Origin of the sequence: Streptomyces sp. NPDC058457, assembly GCF_042720695.1 — a bacterium.
Lineage (GTDB): Bacteria > Actinomycetota > Actinomycetes > Streptomycetales > Streptomycetaceae > Streptomyces.
In genome coordinates, this window is record NZ_JBHXLU010000010.1 from 89,535 (window position 1) to 104,889 (window position 15,355).

Consider the following 15,355-nt stretch of genomic DNA (forward strand, 5'->3'; position numbering starts at 1 on the left):
ACAGACGACACTGAGACCCCGACCGCCCGAGCGGTCGGGGTTTTGCGTTGCCGGGACGGACGGACAGGCCTGCGGAGGGGCGGACGGACGGTGGGCGGGCTGGCTGGCTGGGCGAATGGATGGTTCGCGGGCGGCGGGCGGCGGGCGGCGGGCGGTCGCGGTGCGATGCGATGCGGGTGTTTCGGACGGTCGTAGGGATCCCGGGGTGGCGCGACGGCGCGCGGGGCAGTATGGGGCCCCGACCGGTCCCGGACTTCGGCGGCCGGCGGACGGCGGCTGGCGGACGATGGCTGGGGGCGCGCGTGATACGGCGGTGGCGTACGGCGGCATGGCGGGGCATCGGCGCGGCGGCAGCGCTCGCACTGACGGCAGCGTTCGCACTGACGGCACTGCTCCCGGCCCCAGCCGCCTCCGCCGCCTCCGCTGCCCCTGAGACCTCAGCCGCCTCGGCGAACGGTGGCAGCGGATACGCCTTCGCCCCCGGCGCCCGCACGGTCACCGGCGCGACGGGCACCACGGACGCCGTACCGCTGGAGCCCGGTACGACCTACCGCAGCACCCTCCCGGACAAGGGCGAGCTGTACTTCCGTCTCGAACTCGCCGCCGGCACCACGGCCTACGTCCCCGTCACCGCCGTTCCGCCCGCCGCCGCCACCGTCTCCGCCAGCGACGGCATCGAGGTCTCGATCGAGGACGCCAACGGCTCCGCCTGCGACTACAGCAGCGCCCGCTTCGGTGCCGGGCTCAGCCCCCGGCCGGTCACGGCGGTGGGGCGCCGGGACGCGGGCAGGGCACTGTGCCAGGACGCCGGCACCTACTACGTGGTCGTCGAGCGGCTCGTGTCCGGCTCGCAGACCACAACCCCGGGCAGCTGGGACCTGGAGATCGCCCCCGTCACCGAACCGGCCCTGGCCAAGGCCGGCGCCACCACCGCCCCCGAGGCCTGGAACTCCGCGTCGCCCGAGCCGCTCACCGGAGAACCCCGCCGCCGCACCGCGGGCGCCGGCTTCACCACGGCCCGCACCCTGGACCAGGGTGTCTGGCGGACCGACATCACGCCCGGCCAGACCCTCTACTACGCCGTCCCGGTCGACTGGGGCCAGCAGCTGCACGCCACCGTCGACCTCGGCAGCACCAGCGGCGAAGCCCACGGCTATGTCAGCGCCGCGCTCAACCTCTCCCTCTACAACCCGGTCCGCGGCTACGTCGACGACGTCTCCCTCGGCTACGACGGCACCCAGAAGTCGTCCTCCCTCGACCCCCTGCCACCCGTGGCGTACGCCAACCGGTACGCCGTCTACGGCACGGAGAACTCCGTCCGCTTCGCCGGCGCCTACTACCTCGTCGTCCACCTCACCGGGCAGACCGCGGACACCTTCGGGAAGGGGCCGTACGGCGTCACGCTCCAGGTCCGCGTCGACGGCACCCCGAACTCCGGTCCCGCGTATGCCGGTTCGCCGGTCCCGAAGGGCGTCTTCGACGTGTCCTCGGACCGGGGGAGCCTCGGGACCGCGGCCGGCGACGACACGGCGATGCGGGCGCTCGCGGTCGGCGGCATCGGCACGGGCACGGCCCTGCTGCTCGTCCTGGGCGTGTGGACCCTGACCGCCCGGCGCGCTCAGATCCGGGCCAACGCCCAGAAACCGACGGCGTAACAGGCCAGCGCGAGGAGGAGGACGGGCACCGCCGCCCTGGCGGGAGGACCGGGCCTGCGCGCCCGCCGACGGCGCCGGCCATGGGTGCGGACCGACGGCGGCGGCGCCTGCGGGTCACGCGTGGTGTAGGTGGCGGTGCTGGTGTCGGTGTCCGGCAGGGCCGGGGGGAGTGGTTGTGCGGCCGGCCACGGGGTGTGGGGCTGCGCGACCGGAGCGTCCTGCTGCGGCACCGGCTGCTGGGCGTACGGCGGGTACGGCGGTGTCGGCCCGGGCTGTACCGCGGCGGGGGCTGCGGTGACCGGCGTCTGGGGCGGGGGGAGCCGGAAGCTGCCGGTGTCGGACATGGAGACGGGGGCCGAGGGGGCTCCGTCGACGCCGGTGCCGCCAGAGCTGCTGGTGCTGACTACCGGGGATCTGTCGGCGCTTCCCGCCCCGGCCCCGGGCGCTGCCGCATCTGCACCCGCACCCGAACCCGCACCCGCACCCGTCCCCGGCGCCGTACCCAGTCCCGACCCGGCTCCCGACCCCGACCCCGTACCCGTACCCGTACCCGTACCCGTGCCTGCCGTCCCGGCCGATTCCCCGGCCGTCTGGGCGCCCGGGGTGGCCCCGGCTACTGCTCCCGGAGCCGCCGCAGCGGCTGCTCCCGCTCCTGCCCCCGCTCCTGCCCCCGCCCCCGGCGTATCAGGCCCTGCCGAAGTCCCCGGCGCCCCTCGAGCCGCGCCGCCCCCCGATGGCACCCGCACCGGACCTTCGGGCCCGAACCCCTTTGGCAGTGGCCCCAGTTGGTCGAAGATCTCGATCGAGTCGTCGTCGGCGTCCGTCTCCGGGAGGAGTTCCCTGGCCTGGGCGAGGGCCCTGCGGGCTCCTGTGGCGGTGTGGAAGCGGGCCCGGGGGTCCGGCTGTAGGAGACTGGCGATGACCTGCCAGAGCGGGTCCGGGATGCCCTTGGGCGCTCCCGGGGTGCCGTGTTCGGCGAAGTACTGGACAAGAGCCTTGGCGTCGGGCTTGGCGCCTTCGAGGAGATACAGGGCGACCAGGCCGACGGCGAACAGGTCGGCCGTGAAGTCGGGCTCGGCGCCCAGGAGTTGCTCGGGAGCGATGTAACCCGGCGTGCCGACCACGAGGTTGGTCTCGGTCAGCCGGGCCTCGCCGAGCCGCATGGCGATGCCGAAGTCGGACAGGCGCAACCGGGGACGGGCGGTGCCGGTCGCTTCCAGCAGGATGTTGGCGGGCTTGATGTCCCGGTGGACCACGTCCTCGGCGTGCACCGCGGCGAGGCCGGAAAGCAGCTGGTCGAGGAGGGTGCAGACGAACAGCGGGGGCAGGGGACCGTAGTCCCCGACGAGGTGGACCAGCGAGCTGCCGGCGACCAGGTCCATCGTGAACAGGACCTTGTCGTCGTCGGCGGCCCAGCTGGCCGGAGCCAGGACATGGGGGTGGTCGATGCGCAGCGCCTGCTCCCGCACGAAGCGCAGCAGCGCGTGGGCGTCGCTCTGCTGGAGCACCTTGGCCGCCACATAGCGCTTGCGCCGGTGGTCCCAGGCGCGCCAGACGGCGCCCACTCCGCCATGACCGATCGGGTCGGCCAGTTCGTACCGGCCCGCGAAGACCTCACCCATGACTGCCCGTAGCCCTCCCCCTCAGGTCCCCCTGCCACCCCCTGCCTGTTACCCCCCTTGCTTCCCCCGGATGAGCGATACGACCCCTCTCGCGTGACCCCCTCTGCCAGGGCCGGGCCCTGCCCGGTTCACCGGACCCCCTCCGGTGCGCCGGGCCGTGGCTCAGCTCTGGTGCGACTGGTAGTGCGTGACGGCGTCCGAGGTGCGGCCGGCACCGTAGACCCGGAGGAACTCCGCCAGCTCCGGGTGGGTCGGTGCAAGCGTGTCGGCCGCGTCGATGATGTCACCGGCGGCAGCCACCGAGCGCAGCAGCGACTGGATTTCCCGTACCACCCGCTTGACCGTCGGTGCCCCCGAACCGCTGGTCGTCTGCGTGGTGTTGCTGAGCACCGAGCCCCCCTGGGACTTCTTGATCTCGTCCATGCGCTCGGTCGCCTCGGCCGCGCTCACGCTGCCGTCCGCGACCTGCGCCGAGAGGTCCTGGAGCAGCTGCACCCGCTGGACCACGGCCGGGTTGCCGATCTTCGCCCGCTGTCCGCTCATCAGCTGCGACAGCATGGGTGCGGACAGTCCGAGGACCGCCGCGAGACGTGCCTGGTTGAGCCCCAGGTCGTCGATGAGCTTACGGAAGAGCGCCCCCAACGGCTCTCCGTACCAGTTCCGCTGCAGCTCCCGCGCTCTGGCGGTGGCTTCCTGCTGTGCGGCGTCCATTGCGTCTCCCCATCGCTTCCCCAAAAAAACCACGGTTCGCTACAGCGAACCCCGTCGAGCATCTTACGGAGAGTGGTCATCTGCGGGGACCCCCAATCTTTTTGCGAGGTACGGGGGGTGACCCGGTACTCTGGTCTGCGGCACCGACCCTGCGGATCTATCGCTTGGCCGGGCGCTTCCCGTACGGGGCCTTAGCTCAGTTGGTAGAGCGCCGTCTTTGCATGGCGGATGTCAGGGGTTCGACTCCCCTAGGCTCCACAAAAAACCCCTCTGACCTGCGTCAACGCAGGTCAGAGGGGTTTGTTTGTCCGCCCTCGCGGTCAGGCGTCCGGTTTCACGTGAAACGGCGCCGTACAGCCCGTCGGGCTCAGCGGTTCTTGTCGTCCCGGGACCGCGATCCCTGCTCCTCCGCCTCCTTGGCCTGCACCTCGGGGTCAAGGGGAGAGCTGCCGTCCACCGAGCCGAGACGGCCCGGATCCGGGACCTCCGTGGCGACGGGAGGCTCGACCAGCCAGTCGGGGTTGGCCTGCTTGTCCCACCACTTCCAGGCGGCGAAGGCCGCCCCGGCCAGTACGCCGACCACGGCGAACGCCTTGAACGCACGGCCGCACGCCGAGCGCCGCTGGTTCCGGCGCGCCAGTTTCTCGATCTCCTCGGCCGAGACATTGCCGCGCAGAGCGGCCAGCGCGGCGGCACCCCGCGCGGTGGCCTCCTCACGGACCGGACCGGCCGCCGCCACCGCCTGCTCGATCCTCGGCCGGGAATAGTCGGCGGCCTGCCGGGCCGCCTTGCGTGTCAGGTCGGCGGCGTCGTGCGCGGCCTGGTCCACCATCGGCGGTACATGGGTGCGGGCCTGCTCCAGACGCGGCACGAGACGGGCGTCGTACTGGACGCGGGCCTGCTCTGCGGCCTGCGACACCACGGGCGCGAGCCGTACGCGTGCCTCCTGCGCGTAGTACGCGGCACGCTCCTTGGCCGTGTCGGCGTAGGGCGCCACCGCTTCCGCGGCGTGCCGCACGCTGTCCTTCGCCGAACTGGTCGCGGCGCGCACGCTTTCTTTGCGGGTCACGGGTTTCCTCCTCCTCGGTGGCGTACGGTATTTCGTCTTTCCACCCTTTTACGGATCATGCCTGTCCACGGGCCGAGTGGCGCGCGAGGACGGGCATACGGGTGCAACCAGAGCTAAGAGGGGCTTGTCGACGACAATGCCACGGATCGATGCCGCGCGCCCCCGCACGACAGAAGGGGTTCCGCAAGTGATTCGTGAGGATCCGGGTCCGGTGACTCCGGGCGGGCGTCGGACCTGCCGTACCGTGCGAGGATCGTGGCACTGAATCCGAGCACAACGGAAGGCGGATCGTGGCCGAGCAGCTCTACGCCACCCTGAAGACCAGCCTCGGCGACATCGAGGTCCGGCTCTTCCCGAACCATGCGCCCAAGACGGTCAGGAACTTCGTCGAACTGGCGCAGGGTGAGCGTGAGTGGACCCACCCGCAGACCGGTACCGTCTCCACCGATCCGCTGTACGACGGCACGGTCTTCCACCGGGTGATCAGCGGCTTCATGATCCAGGGCGGCGACCCGCTCGGCTCCGGCCTCGGTGGCCCCGGCTACCAGTTCGAGGACGAGTTCCACCCCGACCTGCGCTTCGACCGCCCCTACCTGCTCGCCATGGCCAACGCCGGCCCCCGCACCAACGGCTCCCAGTTCTTCATCACGGTCAACCCCGCTCCGCACCTCAACCGCAAGCACACCATCTTCGGCGAGGTCGTCGACCCGGCCGGCCAGAAGGTCGTGGACAGCATCGCCGCCGTCCCCGTCAGCGGACCCAACAAGAGGCCGGTGAACGACGTCGTCATCGAGACGGTCGTCGTCGAGAAGCGCGGCGGCTGAGCGGTCCGAAAGGAAAGCACCCGAAGGGAACCAAACGCCCCGCTCGTCCGTAAGGATGGGCGGGGCGGAACACTGCCCACGACGAGCGAGGGGACCCCATGGAGGACCAGGCGACAGGCAGCGCGCGCGACGCCCACAGCCTGCCCAAGTGCTACCGGCACCCGGACCGGGAGACGGGCGTGCGCTGCACCCGCTGCGAGCGCCCCATCTGCCCCGAGTGCATGGTCAGCGCCTCCGTGGGCTTCCAGTGCCCCGAGTGCGTCCACGGCACCACCGCCGGCCAGAGCGGCCCGCCCCCGGCCGCCTCCCGGCCCCGCACCCTCGCCGGCGGCACGATCACCGCCGACCCACGGCTGCTCACCAAGATCCTGATCGGCATCAACATCGCCGTCTTCCTGGTCGAGCTCACCGTCGGGGACAGCTTCACCAACCGCTTCGACCTGATCGGCCAGGCCTGGTTCCCGCAGTACGGCGACGTCGAGGGCATCGCCCAGGGCCAGTACTACCGGATGCTGACCGCGATGTTCCTGCATGACAGCTCAAGCCCCATGCACATCGTGTTCAACATGCTCAGCCTGTGGTGGATCGGCGGCCCCCTGGAAGCCGCCCTCGGCCGCGCCCGCTACATCACGCTCTACTTCGTCTCCGGCCTCGCCGGCAGCGCTCTCACCTATCTGCTCGCCGCCCAGAACCAGCCCTCGCTCGGCGCCTCCGGCGCGATCTTCGGCCTCTTCGGCGCGACCGCGGTCCTCATCCGCCGGCTCAACTACGACATGCGGCCGATCATCGCCCTGCTGGTGATCAACCTCATCTTCACCTTCAGCGGCGGCATCGCCTGGCAGGCCCACATCGGTGGCCTGGTCGCCGGTGTCATCACCGGTTACGCGATGGTGCACGCCCCGCGCGAGCGGCGGAACCTGATCCAGTACGGCACGTGCGCGCTGGTGCTGGTCGTGGCCGTGGTGATCACGATCGTCCGGACCGCTCAGCTCACCTGAGCCTGCTCCTGATCACGGCGGCTCACCGCACCGATACCGAACCGTTGTCCACAGTCGGTGGCCGATCTTGTGCAAAACGTGCCCGCACAACTGCGCCCCCTCCGACTCACCTGCGTTGTCGCAGGTCAGGGAGGGGGCGAAGGATTTTGCGGCGAGTGTTGTGGTAGTCGTACCGGCGTCAACACTCAACGGGTTATCCACAGATCGTCGTCTTTTCCCCAGGGGGGTGTGGACAGCAGGTCAGGCCTGTGGATAACTCAGCGAACAGCCCTGGGTAGAGCTGTCGGCCGGGTTACTTCCACTGGGTGGAGACGCCGAAGCCGGCCGCGATGAAGCCGAAGCCCACGACGATGTTCCAGTTGTCGAGGCTGTCGATCGGCAGCGAACCGTCGGTCACATAGAAGACGACGATCCAGGCCAGCCCGATGAGGAACATGGCCAGCATCACCGGCGCGACCCAGCCGCGACTGTTGAGCTTGATGGCGGTCGCCTGCTTCGCCGCGGGCGGCGTGTAGTCGGCCTTCTTGCGGATACGTGACTTCGGCACGAGGGTCTCTCCTGTCGATGCGCTGCGTGGCCGCGCAGGTAACTGGGTCGGGCTCGGGGCAGCGTACAAGGGGACAGTAAGGGCACACAGAGCGCTCCCCCGGGCGTCCGTTAGCGTAGTGCTTCCGTGGCGCCGAAGGAGATAAGGGTACGTTGAGCAATTCTGCCGACTCCCAGGGGACCGGATCAACGGGTGCCGGCCCAGACCGCAAAAACGGCTTCCGGCCGGTGCGGATTCTGACCGCGTGCGTCTTCGCCCTCGCCGGTCTGCTCTTCTTCACCAGCTTCAACACGGCCAAGGGCACCGACATCCGCTCGGACGACAACCTGCTCAAGCTCTCCGACCTGATCCAGGAGCACAGCCGCAAGAACAAGGAGCTGGACGAGTCCAACGCGAGCACCCGCGACGAGAACGAGCAGCTCGCCAAGCGCGACGACGGCTCCACCAAGGCCCAGGACGACCAGCTCACCGGCCTGGAGAAGGACGCGGGCACCCGGAAGCTCACCGGCAGGGCGATCACCGTCACGCTCAACGACGCCCCGCCGAACGCCACCGCCAAGCTCCCCGGCTACCCCGAGCCGCAGCCCGACTACCTGGTCATCCACCAGCAGGACCTGCAGGCCGTGGTGAACGCCCTGTGGCAGGGCGGCGCCCAGGGCATCAAGGTCATGGACCAGCGGCTGATCTCCACCAGCGCCGTGCGCTGCGTCGGCAACACGCTGATCCTCCAGGGCCGGGTCTACTCACCGCCGTACAAGATCCAGGCGGTCGGGGACCCGGCGAAGATGCAGAAGTCGCTCGCCGGCTCCGAGGCCATCCAGAACTACATGGTGTACGTGAACGTGTACGGCCTCGGCTGGAAAGTGACCGAGGACGGGACGGTGACTCTGCCGGGCTACTCGGGCACAGTGGATCTGCACTACGCGAAGCCCGTGGGGTAAGCAGCTCGTCACTTTCTGGAGCCGCCGGTGCGCGTGATCGTCAGGACCGTCAGCGAGCTCTGCATCACCGTCGGCACGCTCATCGTGCTCTTCGTGGCGTACGTGCTGTTCTGGACCGGCGTGAAGGCCGACAGCGTGATGCACGACCAGATCGACCAGTTACAGCGGCAGTGGTCGGCGAAGGCCACGGTGCACCCCACGGCGAAGGCGACCGCGGCACCCGCGAAGCCCGCCGCGTACCACTACGGCAAGCCCTTCGCGATCATGTACATCCCCCGGTTCGGTTTCACGTGGAACAAGCCGGTCCTGGAGGGCACCGGCACCGATGTGCTGAAGAAGGGCCTCGCGCACTACGCCCGGACCGCGCAGCTGGGCCAGGTGGGCAACTTCGCGGTCGCCGGCCACCGGCGTACCTACGGCGATCCGTTCCTCGACTTCCCGAAGCTGCGCAAGGGCGATGCGATCGTGCTGACGGACGGGACGACCTGGTTCACGTATCGGATCGACAAAGGCCCCTACAAAACAGTTCCGACGGACGTTGAAGTGATCGACCCTGTGCCACGTAAGTCGGGGTATACGCGTCCGGGGCGCTATCTCACGCTGACCACGTGCGATCCGGAATGGGGGCACAGCCATCGGCTGATCGTCTGGGCGCACTTGGACTCCACACAGCCTGTGGAGTCAGGCAGACCTAAGGCGCTGCGCCGTTAGTCTGGTGCAGTACGGCGGGATTCTGGTGCCGTGGTGGAACGGAAGGGACGGCATGTACGGCTGGATCTGGCGGCATCTGCCGGGGAACGTATGGGTGAAGGCGCTGATCTCATTCGTCCTCGTCCTGGCCGTGGTCTACGTCCTCTTCCAGTACGTCTTCCCCTGGGCCGAACCGCTGCTGCCCTTCAACGATGTGACGGTGGACAACCAGTGAGCGCGCGGATTCTCGTCGTCGACAACTACGACAGCTTCGTCTTCAACCTGGTCCAGTACCTGTACCAGCTGGGCGCCGAGTGCGAGGTGCTGCGCAACGACGAGGTGTCGACGGCGCACGCCCAGGACGGCTTCGACGGCGTCCTCCTCTCACCCGGACCAGGGACGCCGGAAGAGGCCGGGGTGTGCGTGGACATGGTCCGGCACTGTGCCGCGACCGGTGTCCCGGTCTTCGGCGTCTGCCTCGGCATGCAGTCGATGCAGGTGGCGTACGGCGGTGTGGTGGACCGGGCGCCCGAGCTGCTGCACGGCAAGACCTCGCTGGTCGAGCACGGCGGCAAGGGGGTCTTCGCGGGCCTGCCGACGCCCTTCACCGCGACCCGCTACCACTCCCTGGCAGCCGAGCCGGCGACGGTCCCGGCCGAGCTGGAGGTGACCGCCCGCACCCATGACGGGATCATCATGGGCCTCAGGCACCGTGAACTCCCGGTGGAGGGAGTGCAGTTCCACCCCGAGTCGGTGCTGACCGAGCACGGGCACCGGATGCTGGCCAACTGGCTGGTGGAGTGCGGTGACCAGGGGGCCGTGGCGAGGTCGGCGGGGCTCGCCCCGGTGGTGGGCAGGGCCACGGCGTGACCGCGCTGCGCCCCGAGCGCGAGACCGGTGCCTCGTACGGGGAACAGCCGTACGGGGCGTCGAGCGCGCTCGGGGAGACGGCGTACCTTCCGCCTCTCCCGCCGATCGACGAGGAGACCGTCGCGCTGCGGATCCCCGATCCGCCGCCTGTATCGGCCTCTGCGGGCACAGCAGCCCCTTCCGGCACCGACACCCCGGGAGGTGGCCGCGCGGCCCGCAGAAAGGCCGCCAAGCGCCGTGGCGGGCGGCACGGCGGTGCACCGGAGACGGCGTCGTCGGAAACCATCGCGCCGGGCCGGCCGCTCTCCCGGGTCGAGGCCCGGCGGCGGGAGCGGTTGCGCAAGCCCAGCCCGGCGGTCATGGCGAGCCGGGCGATAGGCGAGGTGTTCATCACCACCGGCGTGCTGATGCTGCTGTTCGTCACCTACCAGCTGTGGTGGACGAACGTCCGCGCCCACGCGCAGGCCGGCAAGGAGGCCAGCAGCCTCCAGCAGGACTGGGCGAGCGGGAAGCGTGCGCCGGGTGTCTTCGCGCCGGGGCAGGGCTTCGCCATCCTGCACATCCCCAAGCTGGACGTGGTGGCGCCGATCGCCGAGGGCGTCAGCAACAAGAAGGTCCTCGACAAGGGCATGGTCGGGCACTACGGCGAGGGTGCGCTGAAGACCGCCATGCCGCAGGACAAGACCGGCAACTTCGGCCTGGCCGCGCACCGCAACACGCACGGCGAGCCGTTCCGGTACATCAACAAGCTGGTGGCCGGCGACTCGGTGGTGGTCGAGACGCAGGACGAGTACTTCGTGTACAAGGTGACTTCGATGCTGCCGGTGACGGCGCCGAGCAACGTGAGTGTGCTGGATCCGATCCCGAAGGGTTCGGGCTTCACCAAACCGGGCCGCTACATCACTCTCACCACCTGCACACCGGAGTTCACCAGCAAGTACCGGTTGATCGTGTGGGGCAAGATGGTCGAGGAACGCCCGCGCAGCAAGGGCAAACCGGACGCGCTCGTCGAGTAAGGGCAGAGGCAGAGGAACAGTGGCAGCGACCGCCGACGACACCGAAGAACAGACCGACGCGCCGGATGCGGCGTCCGTGCCGGGGCGGCGGCCGATGGGCCGGATCGCGACGGCGGTCAGCGTCTTCGGTGAACTCCTCATCACGGCGGGCCTGGTGCTCGGCCTGTTCGTCGTCTACTCGCTGTGGTGGACGAACGTCATCGCGGACCGCAAGGCCGACCGGGAGGGCGACAAGGTCCGGGACACCTGGGCCCAGCAGGACACCGGCCCGGGCGCGCTGAACACGAAGAACGGCATCGGCTTCCTGCACGTGCCGTCGATGAGGAACGGCGAGGTCCTGGTCGAGAAGGGCACGTCGACGGACGTCCTGAACAACGGCGTGGCCGGCTACTACACCGACCCGGCCAAGGCCGTGCTCCCCACGACCGGCAAGACCGGCAACTTCACCCTCGCCGCCCACCGCGACGGCCACGGCGCCAAGTTCCACAACATCGACAAGGTCAAGGTCGGCGACCCGGTCGTCTTCGAGACCCGCGACGACTGGTACGTCTACAAGGTCTACGACATCCTCCCCGAGACCTCGAAGTACAACGTCAAGGTCCTCTCCCAGGTCCCCAAGGAGTCCGGCAAGACCAAGCCGGGCCACTACATCACCCTGACGACCTGCACCCCGGTCTACACGAGCCGCTACCGGTACGTGGTGTGGGGTGAGCTGGTGCGGGTGGACAAGGTGGACAGCAAGCGGACTCCGCCGAAGGAACTGCGTTAGCGTGACGTACTGTCACGCTAAGAGCGAGCCGGGCCCGAAGCCGCAACTTCCCTTTGCAGCTTCGGGCCCTTTCACGTCACCTCGTTCTCACGCCAGGACCTTCAGCGGTTCCCCGGCACTCCAATCCTCCAGCACCCCCCGGTGTACGGCGGTGATCCCGGCTTCGGCAGCGATGTCCAGGGCCTCAGGAGTGAAGGGGCACGTTGCGACGTAGAGCGCCACCTCTGCGCTGTACAGGACCTTCGCGGACCCGATGAACTTCTGGACGTCGGGGCTGGTGATGTTGAGGTAGGGCGCGAACCTCTTGCACTGGACGACGAGGCGCCGCCCGTCGGCCGTGAGTCCGATGATGTCGACGCCACGGTCGCCGTGGCCGCCCTGTACGACGACGTTGGTGCATCCGTCGCGGATCAGCAGTTTGGCGATGTGGCGTTCGAAGGTGCGGCCGTTCATGGCGTCCATGGCGGCCATGACTCCGACGGCGGGGCGGTCGTCTCGGACTCCTTCGAGCCTCTTCAGCCGTGTGTGGTGCTGGTGGAGCCGCCGCTCGATGCGTTGGACTCCTGCGCGCAGGGCGATCAGCTCTTGCCGATGCTCGCCGGTTGTCTCGATCAGGGCGTTGAACATCGGTACCACGGTCTTGCCGAGGATGTGGGTGATGCGCTGGTCGATGCGGTCGTCAAGAGCCAGGAGGTCTGTTGGCGCCGGGTTATCCACAGGCTGGGTCCGGGCCAGGTACTCCATGTCGAGGAGGTAGACACGTACCTGACGTGCGATTTCGCTGTCGCGGAGGAGCATGGCGACGTTGAGGACGGCTCGGCGGGAGAACAGGGCGAGGGACCTGGTGCGTGAGTGGATGCCACTGAGGTTCTTGAAGGACCTCAGTTCTTCGCCTGCCAACAGGCGGTAGCCGTTCGTCTCCAACTCTGCTCGGTGATCCTTGACCAGCGACTTAATGGCTTCGAGCCCTACCTCGAAGTACGCCGCCACCAACGCCGTGGTCACATGCATCCCGTCCGGCAGCAGCGACAGTGCCTTCACCTTGTCGAGTACGTCGGTGCGGTCCAGCACGCTGCTGCGCAGGCTCTTCGATTCCAACAGCGCCGATTCGTTGATCACGTTCTGCCCTTTCGCTCGTGGTGTGGCCATAGGGCCAGGGCAGAGCTGCGAGACCCCACCCCATCCGATCAACGACTTGTTGAGTGGGAAGACACGATCGACGGAAGAGCAGATGTTCGGTGTCGACGGCACCGCGTGAGTGGTGGCCGGGGATCGGACAAGGTCGAGGGAAGGGCCGCCGTGGCACACCCCGGTCCCGCGCACGCATCAGCCACTTCGCCGCAACAGCTCGGCCACGACGGCTGCGGCCGAGTGGCCCTCGTACGGGAGGGGCGTCCAGTCGCGAAGCAAGCTCTCTGTGGTGCCTCAGCTTCTCGCCGTGACCGGCCAGCATGGACATGGCACCCCCGGCTCCGAGCAGTGACTTTCTTCCCGCGTCCCGGGCTCCGCCTCTGCCGAGGGCAGCGAGCCGGCGGACGCCGGGGGTGTCCGCTCGCAGCACTCGGCCCCGCCGAGCCGAAGCTCGGCGGGGCCGTGAAGAGCCTGCCCTCGTGCGGAACGTCAGCCGGAGGTACCGCCGAAGAAGTTGGTACCGCCGTTGTTCCCGCCGTTGTTGTTGCCGACGCTCACCGTGGTGAGGGTGATCTGCGTGCTGCCCGGGTCGTCCACGCCGGTGTTGGCCTGCGGGTCCTGGTTGGTGACCAGGGCGTTGTCGCTGGAGTCGCCGTTGAACTGGATGTTGGTGAATCCGGCCGCCTGCAGGGTCTGCTTTGCCTGGCTCACGGTCTGGCCCAGCACGCTCGGCACGGCCGTCTGCTGCTTGGCCTTGCCGATCTGGATGTTCACCGTGGAGTTCTTGTCCACCTGGCTGCCGGCCTGCGGGTTGGTCGAGACGACCTTGCCGACCAGGTTGGAGTCGTCGGTCTCCACCTCGGAGCAGGTGCCGGTCAGGTTGTTGGCCGTCATCTGTGCCTTGGCCGCGTCGCAGGTCTGCCCGGTGACGTCCGGGACCGTTGACTTCTCCTCGGCCTTGGCGACGGTGAGGGTGATCGTGGAGCCCTTCTGGACTTCCGCGCCGAGGGCCGGATCCTGGTCCAGGACGGTGCCCGGGTCCTCACCGGAGGTCCGCTGCTTCGTCTTGACGACGAAGTTGTACTTGTCGCCCTCGAGCGTGGTCTTGGCGTCGTCGATGCTCTGACCGACGACGCTCGGTACGACCACCTTCGGCGCGCCCGTCGAGACCACGAGGTTGACCGTGGAGTCCTTCTTGACGTCGGTCCCCTGCTTGGGGTCCTGGCTGCAGATGCTGCCCTTGGGCTGGTCGTCGCAGGTCTTCTGGGTGAAGGCCAGCTTCAGACCGACGTTCTCGGCCATCTGCGTGGCCGTCGCCTTGGTCTGCCCGACGAACGTCGGTGTCTGGACCGTGTCGTTCCCGGCCCCGCCCCCGCTGACCACCCATTTCCCGATCAGGACCGAGCCCACCAGGACCAGGATGCCCGCGACCACGAGCAGGATCGTGGACGTGTTGCTCTTCTTCTGCTGGCGGCGGCGGTCCGGGCGTTCGTCGTAGCCGTAGCCGCCGTCGTCCGGGTTCATCGGGGGGAGCATGGTGGTGGCGCCGGCGTCGGAGCGCAGGGCCGTGGTCGGCATGTCGTCCGGGTAGCCGCCGTAGCCGACGGAGCCCATCGCCGCGGTGGCCGCGACCGGCTGGCCGTCCAGGCACGCCTCGATGTCGGCGCGCATCTCGTCGGCCGACTGGTAGCGGTAGTTCGGGTCCTTGACCAGGGCCTTCAGGACGATGGCGTCCATCTCGGGCGTGATCTCGGGGTCGAAGACCGACGGGGGCTGGGGCTCCTCGCGGACGTGCTGGTAGGCGACCGCGACCGGGCTGTCGCCCACGAACGGCGGTCGTACCGTCAGCAGCTCGTAGAGCAGGCAGCCCGTCGAGTAGAGGTCCGAGCGGGCGTCGACCTGCTCGCCCTTCGCCTGCTCAGGGGAGAGGTACTGGGCGGTGCCGATGACGGCGGCCGTCTGGGTCATGGTCATGCCGGAGTCGCCCATGGCGCGGGCGATGCCGAAGTCCATGACCTTGACCTGGCCGTTGCGCGTCAGCATGACGTTCGCCGGCTTGATGTCACGGTGGACGATGCCGCTGCGGTGCGCGTACTCCAGGCCCTGGAGGATGCCGATGGTCATTTCCATCGCGCGCTCGGGCAGGAGCTTGCGCCCGGAGTGGAGGAGCTCACGCAGCGTCGAGCCGTCCACGTACTCCATGACGATGTACGGGATCGAGACCCCGTCGATGTAGTCCTCGCCCGTGTCGTAGACCGCGACGATCGCGGGATGGTTGAGCGAGGCGGCCGACTGGGCCTCCCGGCGGAACCGGGCCTGGAAGGACGGATCGCGCGCGAGGTCCGCGCGCAGCGTCTTCACCGCCACCGTGCGGCCGAGCCGCGTGTCATGCGCGAGGTAGACCTCCGCCATGCCACCACGGCCGAGCACGTGGCCCAGCTCGTACCGGCCGCCGAGGCGACGCGGCTCTTCCATAGTTCCCTACCAGCCCTCTCCGTCGGTCCCGACCGGC

At 69.1% G+C, this 15,355-nt stretch carries 15 protein-coding genes and 1 tRNA gene; 10 read left to right on the top strand and 6 right to left on the bottom strand.

Features of this window, described 5'->3' with window-relative positions:
- Window positions 1-302: 302 nt before the first annotated feature.
- Window positions 303-1,655 carry a hypothetical protein gene (locus tag ACFWPS_RS11305; RefSeq protein ID WP_383703491.1) on the top strand — a complete coding sequence of 451 codons (1,353 nt, stop codon included), beginning with the start codon at window positions 303-305 and terminating at the stop codon, window positions 1,653-1,655.
- Here the strand turns inward: ACFWPS_RS11305 and ACFWPS_RS11310 are convergent.
- Together ACFWPS_RS11310 and ACFWPS_RS11315 are read right to left on the bottom strand one after the other, a co-directional pair.
- Window positions 1,619-3,277 (bottom strand): serine/threonine-protein kinase, encoded by a 1,659-nt coding sequence (locus tag ACFWPS_RS11310; protein ID WP_383703493.1) that lies wholly within the window; start codon window positions 3,275-3,277, stop codon window positions 1,619-1,621. The two genes, ACFWPS_RS11305 and ACFWPS_RS11310, sit on opposite strands and share 37 nt — an antisense overlap.
- A gap of 162 nt (window positions 3,278-3,439) precedes the next feature.
- Entirely contained in the window at window positions 3,440-3,988 is a 549-nt protein-coding gene (locus ACFWPS_RS11315) for a DNA-binding protein (RefSeq protein ID WP_089100435.1), read from the bottom strand.
- Between the two features lie 185 nt (window positions 3,989-4,173).
- Here ACFWPS_RS11315 and ACFWPS_RS11320 point away from each other — a divergent pair.
- Window positions 4,174-4,246 (top strand) — tRNA-Ala (locus tag ACFWPS_RS11320).
- Between the two features lie 109 nt (window positions 4,247-4,355).
- On the opposite strand, the gene ACFWPS_RS11325 is transcribed toward ACFWPS_RS11320, so the two are convergent.
- Complete coding sequence (locus tag ACFWPS_RS11325) at window positions 4,356-5,057, bottom strand: DUF5324 family protein (RefSeq protein ID WP_383703495.1); 702 nt, start codon at window positions 5,055-5,057, stop codon at window positions 4,356-4,358.
- 290 nt (window positions 5,058-5,347) lie between these two features.
- Here ACFWPS_RS11325 and ACFWPS_RS11330 point away from each other — a divergent pair, with 290 nt between their 5' ends.
- On the top strand, window positions 5,348-5,881 hold the full coding sequence (locus ACFWPS_RS11330; RefSeq protein ID WP_383703497.1) for a peptidylprolyl isomerase: 534 nt from the start codon (window positions 5,348-5,350) through the stop codon (window positions 5,879-5,881).
- Between the two features lie 98 nt (window positions 5,882-5,979).
- Complete coding sequence (locus tag ACFWPS_RS11335; protein WP_383703499.1) at window positions 5,980-6,879, top strand: rhomboid family intramembrane serine protease; 900 nt, start codon at window positions 5,980-5,982, stop codon at window positions 6,877-6,879.
- Between the two features lie 292 nt (window positions 6,880-7,171).
- Here ACFWPS_RS11335 and crgA read toward each other — a convergent pair whose 3' ends face one another.
- Window positions 7,172-7,426: a cell division protein CrgA gene (gene crgA, locus ACFWPS_RS11340; RefSeq protein WP_383703501.1), complete on the bottom strand. Its 255-nt coding sequence runs from the start codon at window positions 7,424-7,426 to the stop codon at window positions 7,172-7,174.
- A gap of 152 nt (window positions 7,427-7,578) precedes the next feature.
- On the opposite strand from crgA, the gene ACFWPS_RS11345 reads away from it, so the two are divergent.
- The 6 genes from ACFWPS_RS11345 to ACFWPS_RS11370 are packed head-to-tail and all read left to right on the top strand — an operon-like array spanning window position 7,579 to window position 11,712.
- Window positions 7,579-8,367, top strand: a complete 789-nt coding sequence (locus tag ACFWPS_RS11345) for a DUF881 domain-containing protein (protein ID WP_383703503.1) — start codon at window positions 7,579-7,581, stop codon at window positions 8,365-8,367.
- 27 nt (window positions 8,368-8,394) lie between these two features.
- Window positions 8,395-9,078, top strand: coding sequence for a class E sortase (locus ACFWPS_RS11350; protein ID WP_383703505.1), 684 nt, complete (start codon window positions 8,395-8,397; stop codon window positions 9,076-9,078).
- Between the two features lie 52 nt (window positions 9,079-9,130).
- Window positions 9,131-9,292: a hypothetical protein gene (locus tag ACFWPS_RS11355; protein WP_383703507.1), complete on the top strand. Its 162-nt coding sequence runs from the start codon at window positions 9,131-9,133 to the stop codon at window positions 9,290-9,292.
- Window positions 9,289-9,927 carry an aminodeoxychorismate/anthranilate synthase component II gene (locus tag ACFWPS_RS11360; RefSeq protein WP_089100427.1) on the top strand — a complete coding sequence of 213 codons (639 nt, stop codon included), beginning with the start codon at window positions 9,289-9,291 and terminating at the stop codon, window positions 9,925-9,927. The genes ACFWPS_RS11355 and ACFWPS_RS11360 overlap by 4 nt, the downstream gene beginning before the upstream one ends.
- Complete coding sequence (locus tag ACFWPS_RS11365; protein WP_383703509.1) at window positions 9,924-10,943, top strand: class E sortase; 1,020 nt, start codon at window positions 9,924-9,926, stop codon at window positions 10,941-10,943. Before ACFWPS_RS11360 ends, ACFWPS_RS11365 begins: the two co-directional genes overlap by 4 nt.
- 19 nt (window positions 10,944-10,962) lie before the next feature.
- Window positions 10,963-11,712, top strand: a complete 750-nt coding sequence (locus tag ACFWPS_RS11370; RefSeq protein WP_383703511.1) for a class E sortase — start codon at window positions 10,963-10,965, stop codon at window positions 11,710-11,712.
- 87 nt (window positions 11,713-11,799) lie between these two features.
- Here ACFWPS_RS11370 and ACFWPS_RS11375 read toward each other — a convergent pair whose 3' ends face one another.
- Both ACFWPS_RS11375 and pknB read right to left on the bottom strand, forming a co-directional pair.
- A complete protein-coding gene (locus tag ACFWPS_RS11375) occupies window positions 11,800-12,831 on the bottom strand; it encodes a restriction endonuclease (protein ID WP_383703655.1) in 1,032 nt (343 codons plus the stop codon).
- Between the two features lie 501 nt (window positions 12,832-13,332).
- Window positions 13,333-15,318, bottom strand: coding sequence for a Stk1 family PASTA domain-containing Ser/Thr kinase (gene pknB / locus ACFWPS_RS11380; RefSeq protein WP_383703514.1), 1,986 nt, complete (start codon window positions 15,316-15,318; stop codon window positions 13,333-13,335).
- Window positions 15,319-15,355 lie beyond the last annotated feature (37 nt).